14 protein-coding genes are annotated in these 16,772 nt (G+C 75.0%); 9 read left to right on the top strand and 5 right to left on the bottom strand.

Annotated features, from left to right (window positions below):
- Positions 1-4: 4 nt before the first annotated feature.
- Complete coding sequence (locus BMW67_RS03700) at positions 5-1,489, bottom strand: leucyl aminopeptidase (RefSeq protein WP_072745886.1); 1,485 nt, start codon at positions 1,487-1,489, stop codon at positions 5-7.
- A 602-nt stretch (positions 1,490-2,091) separates the two neighbouring features.
- On the opposite strand from BMW67_RS03700, the gene lptF reads away from it, so the two are divergent.
- The 6 genes from lptF (at position 2,092) to rsmA (ending at position 9,955) form a co-directional block, all read left to right on the top strand.
- A complete protein-coding gene (gene lptF, locus BMW67_RS03695; protein ID WP_072745887.1) occupies positions 2,092-3,225 on the top strand; it encodes an LPS export ABC transporter permease LptF in 1,134 nt (377 codons plus the stop codon).
- Entirely contained in the window at positions 3,222-4,331 is a 1,110-nt protein-coding gene (gene lptG / locus BMW67_RS03690) for an LPS export ABC transporter permease LptG (RefSeq protein ID WP_072745888.1), read from the top strand. The genes lptF and lptG overlap by 4 nt, the downstream gene beginning before the upstream one ends.
- A 68-nt stretch (positions 4,332-4,399) precedes the next feature.
- A complete protein-coding gene (locus BMW67_RS03685) occupies positions 4,400-6,880 on the top strand; it encodes an LPS-assembly protein LptD (protein WP_072745889.1) in 2,481 nt (826 codons plus the stop codon).
- Between the two features lie 59 nt (positions 6,881-6,939).
- A complete protein-coding gene (locus BMW67_RS03680) occupies positions 6,940-7,908 on the top strand; it encodes a peptidylprolyl isomerase (protein ID WP_072745890.1) in 969 nt (322 codons plus the stop codon).
- A complete protein-coding gene (pdxA, locus tag BMW67_RS03675) occupies positions 7,905-9,086 on the top strand; it encodes a 4-hydroxythreonine-4-phosphate dehydrogenase PdxA (RefSeq protein WP_072745891.1) in 1,182 nt (393 codons plus the stop codon). Before BMW67_RS03680 ends, pdxA begins: the two co-directional genes overlap by 4 nt.
- On the top strand, positions 9,083-9,955 hold the full coding sequence (rsmA, locus tag BMW67_RS03670) for a 16S rRNA (adenine(1518)-N(6)/adenine(1519)-N(6))-dimethyltransferase RsmA (protein ID WP_072745892.1): 873 nt from the start codon (positions 9,083-9,085) through the stop codon (positions 9,953-9,955). Before pdxA ends, rsmA begins: the two co-directional genes overlap by 4 nt.
- A gap of 166 nt (positions 9,956-10,121) precedes the next feature.
- On the opposite strand, the gene BMW67_RS03665 is transcribed toward rsmA, so the two are convergent.
- Entirely contained in the window at positions 10,122-11,318 is a 1,197-nt protein-coding gene (locus BMW67_RS03665) for an acetate/propionate family kinase (RefSeq protein WP_072745893.1), read from the bottom strand.
- 126 nt (positions 11,319-11,444) lie between these two features.
- Here BMW67_RS03665 and BMW67_RS03660 point away from each other — a divergent pair, with 126 nt between their 5' ends.
- Positions 11,445-12,200, top strand: a complete 756-nt coding sequence (locus BMW67_RS03660) for a sulfotransferase-like domain-containing protein (RefSeq protein WP_083581073.1) — start codon at positions 11,445-11,447, stop codon at positions 12,198-12,200.
- Positions 12,201-12,234: 34 nt separating this feature from the next.
- On the opposite strand, the gene cbiB is transcribed toward BMW67_RS03660, so the two are convergent.
- On the bottom strand, positions 12,235-13,140 hold the full coding sequence (gene cbiB / locus BMW67_RS03655) for an adenosylcobinamide-phosphate synthase CbiB (protein ID WP_072745894.1): 906 nt from the start codon (positions 13,138-13,140) through the stop codon (positions 12,235-12,237).
- A gap of 16 nt (positions 13,141-13,156) precedes the next feature.
- Positions 13,157-13,927 (bottom strand): gamma-glutamyl-gamma-aminobutyrate hydrolase family protein, encoded by a 771-nt coding sequence (locus BMW67_RS03650; RefSeq protein ID WP_072745895.1) that lies wholly within the window; start codon positions 13,925-13,927, stop codon positions 13,157-13,159.
- Positions 13,928-14,097: 170 nt separating this feature from the next.
- Between BMW67_RS03650 and BMW67_RS03645 the strand changes: the two genes are divergently transcribed.
- Both BMW67_RS03645 and BMW67_RS03640 read left to right on the top strand, forming a co-directional pair.
- On the top strand, positions 14,098-14,352 hold the full coding sequence (locus tag BMW67_RS03645) for an HP1242/YdcH family protein (protein WP_072745896.1): 255 nt from the start codon (positions 14,098-14,100) through the stop codon (positions 14,350-14,352).
- 80 nt (positions 14,353-14,432) lie between these two features.
- The gene (locus tag BMW67_RS03640) at positions 14,433-15,158 is read left to right on the top strand and encodes a GntR family transcriptional regulator (protein WP_072745897.1); all 726 of its coding nucleotides are present in this window, start codon (positions 14,433-14,435) and stop codon (positions 15,156-15,158) included.
- A 586-nt stretch (positions 15,159-15,744) separates the two neighbouring features.
- Here BMW67_RS03640 and BMW67_RS03635 read toward each other — a convergent pair.
- Positions 15,745-16,734 (bottom strand): ABC transporter substrate-binding protein, encoded by a 990-nt coding sequence (locus tag BMW67_RS03635; protein ID WP_072745898.1) that lies wholly within the window; start codon positions 16,732-16,734, stop codon positions 15,745-15,747.
- Positions 16,735-16,772 lie beyond the last annotated feature (38 nt).

Raw genomic sequence — 16,772 nt, 5'->3', positions numbered from 1 at the left:
CCGCTCAGCCCTTCTCGCGCGCGCGCACCAGGCGGTCGAGCGTCATCACCCCCCAGCCGCTGGCGCCGCGCGGATGCAGGTCGCGGGCCTCCTTGCTCAGCGCGACGCCGGCGATGTCGATATGCGCCCAGGGCGTGCCCTTCTGCACGAAGCGCTGCAGGAACTGCGCCGCCGTGATCGCGCCCGCCGCGCGCCCGCCGGTGTTCTTCATGTCCGCGAGGCGCGACTTGATGAGCTTGTCATAGGCCGGCCCCAAAGGCAGGCGCCAGATCGCCTCGCCCTCGGCGCGGGCGGCGGCCTCGAGCGCGCCGGCAAGCGCGTCGTCATTGCTGAAATAGCCCGCCGTCTCGTGGCCCAGCGCGACGATCATCGCCCCGGTCAGCGTCGCCAGGTCGATCATGGCGGCGGGGCGGAAGCGCTGCTGCGCATACCACATCACGTCGGCCAGCACGAGGCGCCCCTCGGCGTCGGTGTTGATGACCTCGATCGTGTCGCCCTTCATCGAGCGCACGATGTCGCCCGGGCGCTGCGCCTTGCCGTCGGGCATGTTCTCGACCAGGCCGACCAGGCCGACCACGTTGGCCTTGGCGCCGCGCAGCGCCAGCGCGCGCATCACGCCCGCGACGACGGCGGCGCCGCCCATGTCCATGGTCATTTCCTCCATGCCGGCCGCGGGCTTGATCGAGATGCCGCCCGTGTCGAACACCACCCCCTTGCCGACCAGCGCCAGCGGCGCCTCATCGCCGCCGCCCGGCCAGCGCATCACCGCCACCTTCGAGGGCGAGGCGCTGCCCTGCCCGACCGCCAGCAACGCGCGCATGCCCAGCCGCTCGAGCTCGGGCTCGTCCAGGATCTCGACCTCGAGCCCCAGCTCGGCCATGGCGGCGATGCGGGCGGCGAAATCCTCGGTCGTCAGGACGTTGGCCGGCTCGTTGACCAGATCGCGGGCGAAGAACACGCCCTCGGCCAGCGCCGCGCGCGGGCGCGAGGCCTTGGCGGTCTGCTCGGGCGCGTCGCAGGCCATGGCGACGCCTTCGGGGGCGTCGTCCTCGTCCTCGTCGCCCGAGGCGGTCTTGTAGACGTCGAAATCATAGCCGCGCAGCGCCAGGCCGAAGGCCAGCTCGGCCGTCAGCTCGGCGTCGCCCATGCCGCCGGCGAACACCGCGCCGCGCCGCCCGCCCAGCGCCCGCGCCGCCGCGCCGCCGGCCTTGCGCGCGGCGTGGGCGTCGGTCGACTCGCCGATCGAGACCAGCGTCAGCGCCTCGGCCTTCATGCCGGGGGGGAAGGGAATGGTCGCCGAGCCGCCGGCTTCGGCCTTCCAGCGCTTCGAGGCCACGAGCCGCGACAGCGCGCCGTCCAGCGCCTTGTCGGCGGCCTGCGCCGCGGGCAGAAGCCGCGTTCCGGCGGCCAGCACGACGACGGCGCCCTCGGCCTCGGCGACGGCGGAGGGGTCTTCGGCGATGAAGTCGATCTCGACGGGTGCGGTCATGGATGTCTCCGGTTCGGGCGCGGCCGCGCGGGGCGGCCGGCGGATCGGCGGGCGGGCGGGCGGTCGGCGGTCGAAGGTCGGCGCCGCCGCGGCCGGGGCCCGGTTTCGGGATCAGGTTTCGCGATCAAGAGGTAACGGCGCGCGCGCGGCGCGTCCAGCGCCCATCGGCGCGGCCCATGCGCGCGGCGCGCATCGGCAGTCGCCCGTCCGGCGCGACCTTGGACGCCGGCGCGGCGCTCGGCCGCCTCCCAGCCCGGCGGAGGCGGCGAAGCGGCGCGCGCCCACGGTCCCGTGCGGCGCAGGCGCCGGGGGGCTTCGGCGCGCGTTCATCGGCCCCGAGCTCCGGCTGGGGCCGCGGCGCAGAGGGGGGCGCACGCGCCATCCGGTCGGCGCGTCCCGCGACCGGCGCCGGCCCGCGCCGCCGGCCATCGGGCGGCGCGCCCATGGGCGCGGTCGCCCCCGGCCCGCGGGCCGCGTCCCCGCGACCGGGCGCCGCTGCGCGGGCGCAAGGGCCGCCGGCGCTTGCGCCGGGGCGCGCGACGGGCGATTGTCGCGCCGTCCGGGGCCCCGCGCCCCGCGCGACAGGCAAGTGCGGAGCGAGGATGCGCAGCGTCATCGGCAAATACGTGATCGGGCAGATCCTGGGCCCGTTCGGCATGTTCTCGCTGATCTTTCTCGGCGTGGTGTGGCTGACCCAGTCGCTGCAGGTCATCGAGACCGTCGTCTCGAGCGGCCAGTCCGCCGCGATCTTCGCCGAGTTCACGCTGCTGCTGCTGCCGGCGGTGATGAGCATGGTCCTGCCGGTGGCCGCCTTCGCCGGCGCGCTCTACGCCGTCAACCGGCTGTTCCTGGAATCGGAGCTGGTGGTCATGCTGGCCGCGGGGATGAGCCCGCTGCGCCTTGCGCGCCATGTGGCGACCTTCGGCGCGCTGGTGATGGCGGCGATGTTCGTCATCACGCTGCAGCTGGCGCCCGCCGCCTCGCGCGAGATGCGCGAGCGCATCGCCACCCTTCAGGCCGACCTTGCCGGCGCGCTGCTGCGCGAGGGGCAGTTCCTGCATCCGGCCAAGGGCGTGACCGTCTACATCCGCCGCGTGGACGGCGCCGGGCGCATGGCGGGGCTGTTCGTGCAGGACGACCGCGACCCCGAGGCGCGCGTGACCTACACCGCCGAAGGCGCCGCGCTCATCCGCACCGAGGACGGGCCGCGCCTGGTGATGTTCAACGGCGCCGCCCAGCGCCTGACCCCGGGCGAGAAGGAGCTGACCGTCCTGGGCTTCGAGCGCCTGGTCTACGATCTGGGCCAGCTCGCCGACCGCGCGCAGGAGCGGCGGCGCAAGCCCTCGGAATACCCGGCCTGGGAGCTGGTCGCCCCCTCGGCCGAGGTCCTGCAGGGCCGTCCGCCGCACAAGTTCGTGGCCGAGGGGCACGAGCAGCTTTCCGCCCCGCTCTACGCCGTCGCGCTGCCCCTTGTGGGGCTGGCGGCGCTGCTCGGGCCGGGCTGGCGGCGACGCGGATACGGCAAGCGCCTGGCGGCGGCGCTGGCGCTGGCGGCGGCGACGCGGCTGGCGGGCGTGGCGGCGAAGTCGGCGGTCAGCGGCCAGGCCGATCTGTGGCCGCTGATGTATGCGCCGCCGATCCTGGCGACGGCGCTGGCGCTGGCGGCGCTCTCGCGCGGGTTGCCGCGCCCGCGCGGCGCGGCGGCGCGCGGGGCCGAAGCGGGGGGCGAGGCATGATCTTCTCGACCCTCTCGCTTTACGTCGCGCGGCGCTTCGGCGCCTATTTCGCCATGGCCTGCGGAACGGTGTTCCTGCTGGTCATGCTGATCGACACGGTCGAGCTTCTGCGCAAGAGCGCCAACAGCGGCGCGACCTTCGACCAGGTGCTGCTGCTGGCGGCGCTGCACGCGCCTTCGCTGATCCTGACCATCCTGCCCTTCGTCACGCTCCTGTCGGCCATGGCGTGCTTCGCCTCGATGGCGCGCAGCTCCGAGCTGGTGGTCACGCGCGCGGCCGGGGTCTCGGCCTGGCGGCTGACGGCGCCGACGCTGGTCGCGGGGGCGGTGATCGGGGCGGCGTCCTTCGCGCTGCTCAACCCCATCGCGGCCGGCGCGCTGCAACGCTTCGAGACGCTCAAGGCCCGCTATTTCGACGAGGCCGCCTCGGTCCTGTCCATCTCGCCGCAGGGGCTGTGGCTGCGCCAGCGCAGCGCGCAGGGGCAGGAGGTGATCCGCGCCTGGCGCGCCGACCGCACGGGCGCGCAGCTGTGGGATGTGAGCGTGTTCCGCTTCGACCATCAAGACCGGCTGGCGGCGCGCATCGAGGCGGCGCGCGCCGTGCTCGAGCCCGGCGCCTGGCGGCTGCATCAGGTGCGCGCCTGGCGCTTCGATCCCCTGCGCCGCGACGCGCCGCCGGCCGAGACGCGCGCGGCCAACATGCGCATCGAGACCGAGCTGACGCATGAGCGCATCCTCGAAAGCTTCTCGCCGCCGCAGACGATCTCGTTCTGGGACATGCCCGCCTTCATCGACACGATGGAGGCCGCCGGCTTCGCCGCCGACCGCCACCGCATGCACTGGCACTCGCAGCTGGCGCAGCCGGTGCTGATGGCGGCGATGGTGCTTCTGGGGGCGGCCTTCTCGATGCGGCATGCGCGCTTCGGCGGGCTGGGCTGGATGGCGCTGAGCGCGGTGCTGGCGGGGCTGGGCTATTTCATGCTGTCGAACGTCGCGCAGGCCTTCGGCTCGATCGGCGCCATCGCGCCCGTTCTGGCGGCCTGGGCGCCGCCAGTGGCGATGATCCTGATCGCGAGCGGCTTGCTGCTGCATCTGGAAGACGGCTAGAACGGGATCGACAGCGGCCCGCGCGCCGCGCCCCCAACGCGTTGGATCGCAGCCCAAGGAGCGCCCGCTTGCGCAGATCGCCCCAGCCCTTCCTCCGCCCGTGCGCCGTCGCCGCGCCGCTGGCGCGCGCGCTTGCGCTTGGCGCGCCGCTGATCCTCGCCGGCTTGAGCGCGCAGGCCGCCGCGGCGGGCGGCCCCGGCGCGCCGCTGCGCCTGGCCCCGCCGGCGCCGCGCCCCGAGGCGCCCGGCGCCGCGCTTGCGCCAAGGCCGGCGCCCGAGGCCAGCCCGATTCCCGCCCGCGCCCCGCGCGCCGCGCGGCGGGCGAGCGAGCGGGGCGGCGCCGCGTTCGCGTCCGTGGCGCAGAACCTCTCGGCCCCCGCCCGCGCCGCCCAGGCGGCCCCCGCCCCGAACGCGGACACCGCGACCGGGTCGGGGGCGGGCCCCCTCTCGCGCGCCCTGGCCTCGGTCGCGCCCGATCCCGACGCGCCGGTCGCCCTGTCGGCCGATCGCGTGCGCTACGACAACGCCGCGGGGCTGCTGATCGCCGAGGGCGCGGTCGAGGCCCATTACGGCGCCCGCACCCTGACCGCCGAGCGCATCATCTACGACGCGCGCGCCGACCGTGTGCGCGCCGAGGGCGAGGTGACGCTGCGCGGCCCCGAGGGCGCGGTCATCGTCGCGGATCTTGCCGATCTGGACGCGCAGCTGCGCGAGGGCCTGATCCGCGGCGCGCGCGCCTCGCTCGGCGCCCATGCGCGTTTCGCCGCCCGCGCCGCGCGGCGCATCGACGGGCGCTTCAACGTGCTTTCGCGCGCGGTGTTCAGCCCCTGCGCCGTCTGCCCCGAGGACCCCACCCCGCTCTGGCGCATCCGCGCGCGGCGCATCGTCCATGACGAACGCGAGGGCGTGGTCCATTACGAGGACGCCACCTTCGACATCCTGGGCGTGCCGGTGGCCTGGACGCCCTATTTCCGCCACCCGGACCCGGACCGCAAGCGCGCCACGGGCTTTCTGGCCCCGGACTATCTGCAAAGCTCGATCCTGGGCCATGCGGTCAAGCTGCCCTGGCACTGGGCGATCGACGACTCGTCGGACGCGACGCTGGCCGCCTTCGTCACCTCGGACGAGGGCGTGGTGATCGAGGGCGAGCACCGCCGCGCCTATTCGCGCGGCGCGCTGCGCCTGGCCGGATCGGTCACGCACAACGACTACGACGGCGAAAGCCGCCTTCGCGGCCATCTCGACGGCGCCGGGCTGTTCGCGCTGGGATCGGGCGCCGAGGCGGGCTTCCAGCTGGCCATGGCCTCGGACGACGCCTATCTGCGTCGCTACGAGTATTCCGAGAAGGACCGCCTGACCTCCGAGGCCTTCCTGCGCCATGGCGACGCGCAGGGCTATGCCGAGGCCTCGGCCGTGCGCTTCCAGAGCCTGCGCGACGACGAGCCCTTCGGCCAGATCCCCATGGCGCTGCCCGCCTTCGAGGGGCGGCGCAGCTGGGACGAGGGGGTTCTGGGCGGCGTGATCTCGGCCGATCTGTCGGGCTACGCGCTGCGGCGCACGGCGGGGCAGGACACGGCGCGCATCGGCCTTGGCCTCGAATGGGAGCGGCGCGGCGTCGAGCCCGTCACCGGGCTGAGCCTGGCGGCCCATGTCTCGGCGCGCGGCGACGTCTGGCGCGTGGCGGACGGCGCCGACGGGGCCGACGACGCCGCCCGCTTCGCGCCCATGGCCGCGGTCGAGGCGCGCTGGCCGCTGGCGCGCCATGACGGCGCCGACGGCCCCTTCGGCGCGGCGACCCACATCCTCGAGCCGATCGCGCAGCTCATCGCCGCACCCTATGCCGACGACGACGGCCTGCCCAACGAGGACAGCGTGCTGACCGAGTTCGACGAGACCTCGCTCTTCTCGCTGCGCCGCCATGCGGGCGACGACGGCTTCGAGGAAGGCCCGCGCATGAATCTGGGCCTGCGCTACAGCGTCGCGACGCCTTCGGGCGCGTCCTTCTCGGCCTCGGGCGGGCGGGTGCTGCGCGCGCGCGCCATCGACAGCTTCGCCGGCGGCCAGGGCCTGAACAAGCGCGAATCCGACTTCGTCGGCGCCTGGTCGCTGTTCCTGCCCGGCGCGTTCAAGATCGACAACCGCCTGCGCGTGACCGACGACCTCGAGCTGCGCCGCAACGAGCTTTACCTGGGCGCGGACTGGCGCGGGCTGCAGCTGAACGCCTATCACGTCTATCTGGCCAAGGACTCGGTGACGCCCGACGACCGCCAGGAGGCCGCCGTCTCGGCGCGCTACGCGCTGACGCGCGCATGGAGCGTCGGCGGCGAGGCGCGGCGCGACCTGCAGGCGGGCGACTGGGTGCGCGCGCTGGGGCGCATCGGCTATCGAAACGAGTGCGTGGATGTGGAATTCTACGCCGGGCGCCGCTTCACCTCGTCCGACGACGCGCCGGCCGCGACCTTCTTCGGCGCGCGCCTGCGCCTGTGGGGACTGGGCGGCGGCGCCGAGCCCGGCCCCGTGCAGGGGGCTTGCGCGCCGCGCATCCGATAGGCCAAACCAGGTCAAGCGACCAACCGCGCCGCCCGGCGGCGCCGAAACGGGAAGATCCGATGCCATTCACTCGCCTGCGCGCCGCGCTCGCCGCCGCGCTCGTCGCCGCAGCCGCGCTGGCCGCCCCGGGCCCCGGGCCCGCCGCCCAGACCGCCGGGGCCGGCGCGCCCCGCGCCGCCTTCCAGACCGTCGCCTTCGTCAACGGCAAGGCCATCACCAATTACGACCTCGACCAGCGCATGCGCCTTCTGCGCCTGACCGGCGCGGCGCGCGGCGCCGACGAGGCCGAGCTGCGCGAGCGCGCGCTCGACTCGCTGATCGACGACGCGCTCAAGCGCGAGGCGGCGAGCGCGGCGGGCATCAGGGTGCCGGCCGAGAACCTCGACGCCGCGCTGGCCGCCTTCGCCCGCGGCGCCGGGCTCGACCCCGCCCGGCTCGACGCGCAGCTGCGCAAGGCGGGCGTCTCGCGCCGGGCGCTCGAAGAGATGATCGAGACGCAGATCGCCTGGGCCTCGCTCATCCGCCGCGACTATGGCCCGCGCGCCGAGGTCTCCGAGGCCGAGCTGGACGACGCCATCGCCGACCAGGGGCTGGACCGCCGCGTGGTCTACGATCTGGGCGAGATCGGCCTGCCCGCCGGCAAGGATCGCGACGCGGCGCTCGCGCGCATCGAGGAGCTGGCCGCGCGCATCAACGCCGGCGAGGACTTCGCCGCCCTTGCGCGCCGATACAGCCGCACCCCCAGCGCCGCGCGCGGCGGGCGCATGGGCAAGGTCCCCTCGGACCGCCTGCCGCCCGCCCTGGCGGACGAGCTTGCGCAGCTTGAGCCGGGCAAGGTCACCCGCCCGCTGGGCGTGCCGGGCGGCGTCGTGCTGCTGACCGTTCTGGGGCGCGAGGAGCAGAAGATCGACCTGACCCCCGAGGATCGCGAACGCATCCGCCAGAACCTGCTCGAGCAGCGCCTGCAGCGCTATGCCGAAGGCCGCCTGCAGGAGCTGCGCGCGCAGGCGCATATCGAGCGCAAATGACACCCGCCGAGCACGCGCGGCCCGGCGGCGCCCCGCCCCCGATCGCGGTCAGCGGGGGCGATCCGGCCGGCATCGGCCCCGAGATCGCCGCCGCCGCGTGGCGCGCGCTCTCGGCCGCCGGCAGCCCCGTCTTCGCCGCGATCGGCGACGCCGCGCTGTTCGAGGCGCAGGGCGCCCCCTGCGCGCGCATCGCCCAGCTGGCCGAGGCGCCGGCGGTCTTCGCCCGCGCCCTGCCCGTGCTGCACCGCCCGCTGGCCGCGCCGGCGCGGCCCGGCCGCCCCGATCCGGCCAACGCGCCATGCGTCGTCGCCTGGATCGAAGAGGCCGTGCGCCTGGCGCTGAGCGGCGCCGCCTCGGCGGTGACGACGCTGCCCATCAACAAGAAGGCGCTCAAGGACGGGGCCGGCTTCGCCTTTCCGGGCCACACCGAGTTCCTGGCCGATCTGTGCGGAGCGGGTGCGCCGACGATGATGCTGGCCGGCCCGACGCTGCGGGTGGTGCCGGTGACGATCCACGAGCCGCTGGCGTGCGTGCCCGCGCTTCTGAGCGCCGAGGCCATCGAGCGCGCGGCGCTGCACGCGCATCAGGCGCTGCGGCGCGATTTCGGCCTGCGCGCGCCGCGCCTGGCGGCGGCCGGGCTCAATCCCCATGCCGGCGAGGGCGGCGCCATGGGCCGCGAGGAGATCGAGCTGATCGCCCCCGCCCTGGCGCGCCTGCGCGCGCGCGGCGTCGACGTCGCCGGCCCGCTGCCGGCCGACGCGATGTTCCACCCGGCGGCGCGCGCGCGCTGGGACGCGGCGCTGTGCATGTATCACGACCAGGCGCTCATCCCGTTCAAGACGCTGGATTTCGACGAGGGCGTGAACCTGACCCTGGGCCTGCCCATCGTGCGCACCTCGCCCGATCACGGCACGGCCTACGACATCGCCGGGCGCGGCGTCGCCTCGGCGCGCAGCCTGATCGCGGCGCTGCGCATGGCCGCCGCCATGGCGCGCGCGCGCCGCGCCGCCGCCGAGGACGCGACGCAAGACGGGTCGGACGGCGCGGACGGGGAACCCGATCGGGAACCCGATGCGGGGACGGGTTCGGGGCCGGGTTCGGCGCGGCGCGCGGGGTCCGGCGCGCCGACGCGCCCGGACCGCGGCTCGGCGCCCGGGGCCGGGGACGCACGCTCATGACCCTGGCCGAGGACGGGCTGCCGCCCCTGCGCGAGGTGATCGCGCGCCACGGGCTGGCGGCGAAGAAGGCGCTGGGGCAGAACTTCCTGCTCGATCTGAACCTGACGCGGCGCATCGCGCGCGCGGCGGGCGATCTGTCGGGCTGCGACGTGCTCGAGATCGGCCCCGGCCCCGGCGGCCTGACCCGCGCGCTTCTGGCCGAGGGCGCGCGGCGCGTGGTGGCGGTCGAGCGCGACGCGCGCTGCCTGCCGGCGCTCGACGAGATCGCCCGGCGCTGGCCCGGCCGGCTCGAGGTTGTGCACGGCGACGCGCTCGAGCTGGATCCCGAGGCGCGTCTGAACGCGCCCTGGCGCATCGTCGCCAACCTGCCCTACAACGTGGGCACCGAGCTGCTGGTGCGCTGGCTGACCCCCGAGCGGCGCGGCGGCGGCTGGCCGCCCGGCTGGTCGGGGCTGACGCTGATGTTCCAGCGCGAGGTGGCCGAGCGCATCGTCGCCCGCCCCGGCGCCAAGGCCTACGGGCGCCTGGCGGTTCTGGCGCAATGGCGGGCTGAGGCGCGCATCGCCTTCGACGTGTCGCCGCGCGCCTTCACCCCGCCGCCCAAGGTGTGGTCCTCGGTGGTCGATCTGCGCCCCCTGCCCGCGCCGCGCCACCCGGCCGAGCCCGACGCGCTGGCGCGCGTCACGGCCGCCGCCTTCGGCCAGCGCCGCAAGATGCTGCGCCAGAGCCTGCGCACCCTGCGCCCCGACGCCGCCGAGATGTGCGCCGAGGCCGGAATCGATCCGACCCTGCGCGCCGAGGCGCTGGACATCGCCGATTTCTGCGCCCTGGCCCGCGCGCTGCGGGCGCGCGAGACGGCCCGCAGCTGACCCGGCGCCCGGGCCTTCGTTCCCCCGGACGCCGCAAGGCCCCGCGCGCCCCACGGCCCGCGGTCCGCGGCGCGGCCGGCGCCATCGAGGCGCGCGGCCCGATCGCTCGCGCCCCCGCGGGCCTGCCCGGGGCCGCATCGACGCCTCGCGCCCCCCGCGCGCCTGCTCAGCCCTTCGCCATGGCGCAAAGCCGCGCCGCGGCGTCGGCGATCACCGATTCCTCGTCCGCATGGATCACGAGCGTCTGAACCCGCGCGCCCGGCGCGCCGATGCGCGCCGCCCCGGCCGCGTTCGCCTCCTTGTCGAGCGCGACGCCCAGAAAGGCGAGATCCTCGCAGATCATGGCCCGCACGGGGGCCGAACGCTCGCCCACCCCGCCGGTGAAGACCAGCGCGTCGATGCCGCCCATCTCGGCCGCCAGCGCGGCGATCTCGCGCCGCGCGCGCAGGGCGAAATGCGCGACCGCCTCGCGCGCCTGGGCGGGGGCGTCGGGCGCCAGAAGGCGGCGCATGTCGCCGCTCAGCCCCGACAGGCCCAGAAGACCCGAACGCTTGTAGAGCAGGGCCTCGACCTCATCGACGCTCATGCCCTCGGCGCGGATCATGTGCAGGACCACGCCCGGGTCGAGCTGCCCGCAGCGCGTCGCCATCACCAGCCCGTCCAGCGCGGTGAAGCCCATCGAGCTGGCGACCGAGCGCCCGCCGCGAATCGCGCAGGCCGACGCCCCCGCCCCCAGATGCGCCGCCACAACGCGCCCGCGCGCCAGCTCGGGCGCCTCGCGCGCCAGGGTGCGGGCGATGTGCTCGTAATTGAGGCCGTGAAAGCCATAGCGCAGCACGCCCCGCGCGTGCCATTCGCGCGGCAGGGCGTAGGTCTCGGCCACGAAGGGGCGGCCGCGGTGAAAGGCGGTGTCGAAACAGCCCACCTGCGCCGCCTCGGGAAAGGCGGCGCGGGCGGCGCGCACGGCGGCCAGATTGTGCGGCTGATGCAGCGGCGCGAAGGGGATCAGGGCCTCGAGCGCGCGCATCGCCTCATCGTCCAGCAGCGTCGGCGCGGCGAAATCGCGCCCGCCATGCACGATCCGGTGCCCCACCGCGCGCACCTGCGCCATGGCCTCGGGCGCGGCCCGGCGCAGCGCCTCCAGCGCGACCCCGAGCGCGGCGGCCTGCCCCCCCGCCCCCGCCCCGGCCGGGGCGAGCGCGCCGCGCGCCAGCTCGCGCCCGTCGGCGGCGCGCAAGAGCAGCTCGGGCGCTTCGTCCAGGCGCGACACCTCGCCGCGCAGGACAAGCCGCGGCGGCCGGCGCGCCTCGAACAGCGCGAATTTGAGCGAGGACGACCCCGCATTGAGCGTGATGAGCGTCATGAACCCCTTCCCTGCTTCGCGTCCTTCTAGCAGCCGCCGCGCGGCGCGTCATGCGGATCGCTCTTGCGCCGGGCGCGCGGGCGCGGCATCTGGCGCGGATCGCGCAACCAGAGAGGAGCTTCGCGGGTGACGCCCTTCGCCCCTTCCGACAAGGATGACCCGGCCCCCCTGCGCCTTGCGGTCTGGTCCGGGCCGCGCAGCCTGGCCGCCCCCCTGATGCGCAGCTTCGCGCAGCTGCCCGGCTGCGTGGTGCTGGACGAGCCGCTCTACGCCGCCTTCCTTGCGCGCACCGGCGCGCGCCACCCCTTGCGCGAGCGCATCCTCGCCCAGGGCGAGCCCGAGCTCGACCGCGCCATCGCCCGCTGCCTTGCGCCGGCGCCGGGGGCGCGCCTGATCTACCAGAAGCACATGACCCGCCACCTGCCCGAGGGCGCGGACCTGGAATGGACCGACGCGCTGACCAACGTGTTCCTGATCCGCGACCCCGCGCGCGTGCTGGCCAGCTACGTGGCCAAGGGAATCGTGCCCGAGCTGTGGGAGCTGGGCATTCACCAGCAGCTCGAGATGTTCGAGCGCGCCTCGGACATGCTGGGCCGCGCCTGCCCGGTGGTCGACGCCGAGGACCTGCGCGCCGATCCCGAGCGCGTCCTGCGCGCGCTGTGCGAGCGGGTCGGGATCGCGTTCGATGCGCGCATGCTCCGCTGGGCGCCGGGGCGGCGCGCCTATGAAGGGCCGTGGGGCGCCTTCTGGTATGACGCGCTCGAGGAATCGACGGGCTTCATCGGCCCCTCGGCCCCGCCCGCCGCGCTGACCGACGAGGCCGCCGAACTGGCCGAGGCCTGCCGGCCCGCCTACCGGATGCTGCGCGCGCACGCGCTCTAGCCCGCCGCGCCGAACCCGGCGCCCGAACCCGCCCTCAGACCCCCAGCGCCAGCGCCAGCGCCAGGAGCGCCGCCCAGCCGCGCCAGAGCATGTCGGCCGCCCGCTCGACGTCCTGCGCGCCCGGGGCGCGCCCCTCGGGGTGGACGAAAGGCTCTTCGCTCAGCCGTCCGTCATAGACCCGCGGCCCCGACAGCGACACGCCCAGCGCCGCCGCCATGGCCGCCTCGGGCCAGCCGGCGTTGGGCGAGCGGTGAAGGCGCGCGTCGCGCAGCATCACCCGCGCCCCGCGCAGCCCCCCGCCGACCAGGCACAGGATGACCCCCGACAGGCGCGCCGGGATCCAGTTGGCCGCGTCGTCGGCCCGCGCCGCCGCCCAGCCGAAGGCCGCGAAGCGCGCATTGCGGTGACCGATCATGGAATCCGCCGTGTTCAGCGCCTTGTATGCCGCCATGCCCGGCAGACCGGCCACCGCGAACCAGAAGGCGGGCGCGACGACGCCGTCCGAGAAGTTCTCGGCCGCGCTCTCGATCGCGGCGCGGGCCACCCCCGCCTCGTCCAGCGCGCGCACGTCGCGGCCGACGATCATCGCCACCGCCGAGCGCCCCGGCCCCAGGCCCTGGCGCAGCCCGCGCGCCACCGCGCGCACATGATCGACCAGGCTGCGCTGGGCCAGCAGCACGGCCGCGCCCAGCGTCTGCCACAACCAGCCGCCCGGCGCCCATGCGGCCAGCGCGCCCAGCGCCGCCCAGGCGGCCGTCACCGCCAGCGCCGCCGCCGCGCCGCGCGCGCGCCGGGTCCGCTCGGGATCGGACGGGCGGTTCCAGCGGCGCTCGAGCGCGTCGATCATCCGCCCCATCAGCACCGCGGGATGGGGGACGCGCCGCCACAGCGCCTCGGGCTCGCCCAGCAGCGCGTCCAAAATCAGCGCCGCCCACAGCATCGCGCCGCGCGCCCGCTCAGCGGCGGGCGGCGGCGAAGGCGCGCGCGGCCTCGCCGAAGGCCTCGAACAAGGGACGCGAGACCGGGTCCTGCGCCGCACGCCACTCGGCATGCCATTGCACGGCAAGCGCGAAACCGGGCGCGTCGCGCACCGCCAGCGCCTCGATGGTGCCGTCCTCGGCGCGGCCCTCGACCACGATGCCCTCGCCGACGTCCAGAATCCCCTGCCCGTGCAGCGAGTTCACCATCACCTCGCGCTTGCCCAGAAGCCGCTCGAAGCGGCCGCCGGGCGACAGCAGCACCTTGTGGCGCAGGGCGAACTTCTCTTCCAGCGTGCCCTCGGGCGGCATGCGGTGGTTCATGCGCCCGGGCAGCTCGCGGATTTCGGGATGCAGGGTGCAGCCGAAGGCGACGGCGATCTCCTGAAAGCCGCGGCAGATGCCGAAGATCGGCCGCCCCTCGGCCACGCAGGCGCGGATCAGCGGCAGCGTCACCGCGTCGCGCGCCGGATCGAAGGGGCCGTGGGCCTCGGTCTCGGCCATGCCGTAATGCGAGGGATGCACGTTCGGCCGCCCGCCGGTGAACACGAACCCGTCGCAGACCTCGCGCAGCGCGTCGAGATCGACCGCGCCCGGCATGGCCGGCACCATCAGCGGCAGCCCCCCCGCGGCCTCGGCCACCGCCGAAAGGTTGATCTCGCCGGCCGCCTGGACGGGATACTGGTCGTTGATCAGATGGGCGTTGCAGATGACCCCGATCACGGGCTTGCGGTCAGAACGCGAAGGCATGCGCGGCTTCCTGCTTTGCGGCGTCGCGGCGGGCCCGGCGCCCGCCCCGGCCGGACAATAGGCCGCCGCGCGCCCGAGGTCGAGCGCGCTTGATCCAGCGCAAGGCGCGGCGCGCGCCGGGGCGTTAGCGAGGGGGCACGACGCTTTCGCATCGCAACAAGGAGCGATCCATGACCCACGTCCCCCACGAGCTGCACGAAGAGCTGCCGGAATTCGCCGAGCGCATCCACGCGCTCAAGCTGTCGGACGCCCACTTCGCCCGGCTGGCCGAGCGTCATCACGAGCTCAACCGCGCCATTCACCGCGCCGAGGCCCTGGTCGAGCCCATGGACGACATGGCCCTGGAAACGCTGAAGAAAGAGCGACTGGCGCTTCTGGACGAGATCCGCGCGATCCTCAAGCGCGACGCCGCGGACGCCGTCTGAGGCGAGCGGGCGCTTCCTGATTCGCTTTGTCGCGCCGTCCGGGCGTGGTATGGTGCCTTCCCTTGGGGAAAGGGTGCGCCATGCTCCCGCAGACCGACGACGCCGCCGCGGGCGGCGCGACATCCGAACGCCTCAGGCGCGATTTGCGCGACCGCATCGTGCGGCTCGAGCTTGCGCCCGGCGCGCGGCTTTCCGAATGGGCGATCTCGGCCGAATATGGCTGCAGCCGCCAACCCGTGCGCGAGGCGTTCATCATCCTGGCCTATGAGGGTCTGCTCGAGGTCCGCCCCCAGCGCGGCACCTTCGTGCGCCTCTTGTCCGAGCAACGCATCCGCGCCATGCGCTTTGCGCGCGAATCCATCGAAGCGGGGCTTGCGCGCCGCGCCGCCCACGCGGGCAGGGACCTGCGCGCGAAGGCGGCCGAGGCCATGCGCCGCGCGATCGCCGTTCAGCGCGCCGCGCCCGACGAAGCGGCGTTTCTTGCCGCGGACCGCGCCATGCATCGCGAGCTGGCGCGCGTTCTGGACGCGACTCACGCATGGCCGCCCTGCGCGGTGGCCAAGTCGCAGACCGACCGCGTGCGCTTCATCGCCGGCCGCCCCGATCCGCGCGCCGAGGCCCTGGCCGAGCATGAGGCGCTGGCCGACGCCCTGGCCGCCGGCGACGCCGAGGCGGCCGAGCGGACGGCGCGCGCGCATCTGCGCCGGATCCTTCCTCTGCTGCCGCTCGCCAGGGCCGCCCGCCCAGACTGGTTCGAGCACGGCGAGGACGGCCCGGGCATCGACCGCATCGCCGCCGCGCTCTGATCGCGGGTCCGGCCGCGGGCAAGGCGGACGGCGGGAACCCACCGGCCATGCGCGCGGCTTTTCCCGATCGAAGCGATCGATTCGCCGCGCGGCGTCGGCGCGGCCCGGGATGCGCGGCGCGCCGGGCGGGCCCGGGCAGGACGGCGGCGACAGGACGGCGGCGCGCTGCGGCGAGGCGGTCAACGCCTGCTCATGCGTGGGCGGCGCGGTGCGCGCGACGGATCGGCCGAGGGGCGCGGGGGGCGTCCGATCGGCCATGCGGGAGACGGCGCCGGGAAGGCGCCCGACCGGCCGAGTGGGGTGCGGGGCGCCTCTGATCCGCCGAGGCAGGGCGCGGCGGATCCGCCGGGGGGACGGGGCGCGGCGCGACGGACCCGGCGGCGGCGCCACGTCCGGCGCGGGGGAAACGGCGCGCCGGGCCCGCCCGCGCGCCTTGCCCCCGCGCGGATGGGGCCCCGCGCATCCGCCCCGCCCCCGGCGCGCCTCGGCGCCCACGGACCGACCGGCGTGCCGACCACGCGCCGGGCGGGCAAGCGAAAGGCGCCCCCGATCGCTCGGGGGCGCCTGCGGCGTCAGCTCGGCGCGCTCACTTCAGCGCCTTGTCCGTGACGGCATGCGTCCAGGCGCCCTCGGGGCGACGGGTGATGACCGGGTCCGAGCCGCCCGAAAGCAGGATGTCCACCGTGCGCTCGTAATCGGCCGGGTCCAGCTCGCCGTTCGAGCCGGCGGTCAGCTTGGCCACCTCGCGCATCATGCGCCGCTGATGCTTCTCGGTCTGGGCGCCCGTCGCGTCGTTCTCGAGCACGATGTCCGCGGCCTCGTCGGGATGCGCCTCGGCCCATTTCCAGCCCTTCATCGAGGCGCGCACGAAGCGCACCATGCGATCGAGGAAGGCGGGGTCCTTGAGGTTCTCCTCCAGCACGTAAAGCCCGTCCTCGAGCGTGGCGACGCCCTGGTCCTCATACTTGAACACGACCAGCTCCTCGGGCTTGAGGCCCGCGTCGATGATCTGCCAATACTCGTTGTAGGTCATGGCCGAGACGCAGTCGGCCTGCTTTTGCAGCAGCGGATCGACGTTGAACCCCTGCTTGAGCACGCGCACCCCCTCGGGGCTGCCGTCGGTGGGGATGCCCAGCCGCGCCATCCAGGCCAGGAACGGATACTCGTTGCCGAAGAACCAGACGCCCAGCGTCTTGCCGCGGAAATCCTCGGGGCTCTTGATGCCGGTATCCTTGCGGCACACCAGCATCATGCCCGAGCGCTTTAAGGGCTGGGCGATGTTGACCAGCGGCACGCCCTTCTCGCGGCTGGCCAGGGCCGAGGGCATCCAGTCGATGATGACGTCCGCCCCGCCGCCCGCGATCACCTGCGGCGGCGCGATGTCGGGGCCGCCGGGCTTGATCTCGACCTCGAGCCCCTCTTCCTCGTAGAAGCCCTTGTCGGCGGCGACGTAGTAGCCGGCGAACTGGGCCTGGGTGACCCATTTGAGCTGCAGCGTCACCTGGTCGGCCGCCTGGGCCAGGCCCGCGGCCAGCGCCATGGCCGACGCCGCGGCCCCCGCGATCCAATTGCGCATGGGATATACCTCCTTGTCGTTTCCCTGTGGTTCTTGTC

This window comes from Oceanicella actignis (assembly GCF_900111545.1).
In the GTDB taxonomy this organism is placed as follows: Bacteria; Pseudomonadota; Alphaproteobacteria; order Rhodobacterales; family Rhodobacteraceae; genus Oceanicella; species Oceanicella actignis.
This window is presented reverse-complemented; position numbering and strand designations above follow the sequence as displayed.

Bases quoted from the DNA above. Each gene is read 5' to 3' on its own strand.
- BMW67_RS03700 (WP_072745886.1), bottom strand. From the start codon at position 1,489: ATGACCGCACCCGTCGAGATCGACTTCATCGCCGAAGACCCCTCCGCC.
- lptF (WP_072745887.1), top strand. From the start codon at position 2,092: ATGCGCAGCGTCATCGGCAAATACGTGATCGGGCAGATCCTGGGCCCG.
- lptG (WP_072745888.1), top strand. From the start codon at position 3,222: ATGATCTTCTCGACCCTCTCGCTTTACGTCGCGCGGCGCTTCGGCGCC.
- BMW67_RS03680 (WP_072745890.1), top strand. From the start codon at position 6,940: ATGCCATTCACTCGCCTGCGCGCCGCGCTCGCCGCCGCGCTCGTCGCC.
- pdxA (WP_072745891.1), top strand. From the start codon at position 7,905: ATGACACCCGCCGAGCACGCGCGGCCCGGCGGCGCCCCGCCCCCGATC.
- rsmA (WP_072745892.1), top strand. From the start codon at position 9,083: ATGACCCTGGCCGAGGACGGGCTGCCGCCCCTGCGCGAGGTGATCGCG.
- BMW67_RS03665 (WP_072745893.1), bottom strand. From the start codon at position 11,318: ATGACGCTCATCACGCTCAATGCGGGGTCGTCCTCGCTCAAATTCGCG.
- cbiB (WP_072745894.1), bottom strand. From the start codon at position 13,140: ATGCTGTGGGCGGCGCTGATTTTGGACGCGCTGCTGGGCGAGCCCGAG.
- BMW67_RS03650 (WP_072745895.1), bottom strand. From the start codon at position 13,927: ATGCCTTCGCGTTCTGACCGCAAGCCCGTGATCGGGGTCATCTGCAAC.
- BMW67_RS03645 (WP_072745896.1), top strand. From the start codon at position 14,098: ATGACCCACGTCCCCCACGAGCTGCACGAAGAGCTGCCGGAATTCGCC.
- BMW67_RS03640 (WP_072745897.1), top strand. From the start codon at position 14,433: ATGCTCCCGCAGACCGACGACGCCGCCGCGGGCGGCGCGACATCCGAA.
- BMW67_RS03635 (WP_072745898.1), bottom strand. From the start codon at position 16,734: ATGCGCAATTGGATCGCGGGGGCCGCGGCGTCGGCCATGGCGCTGGCC.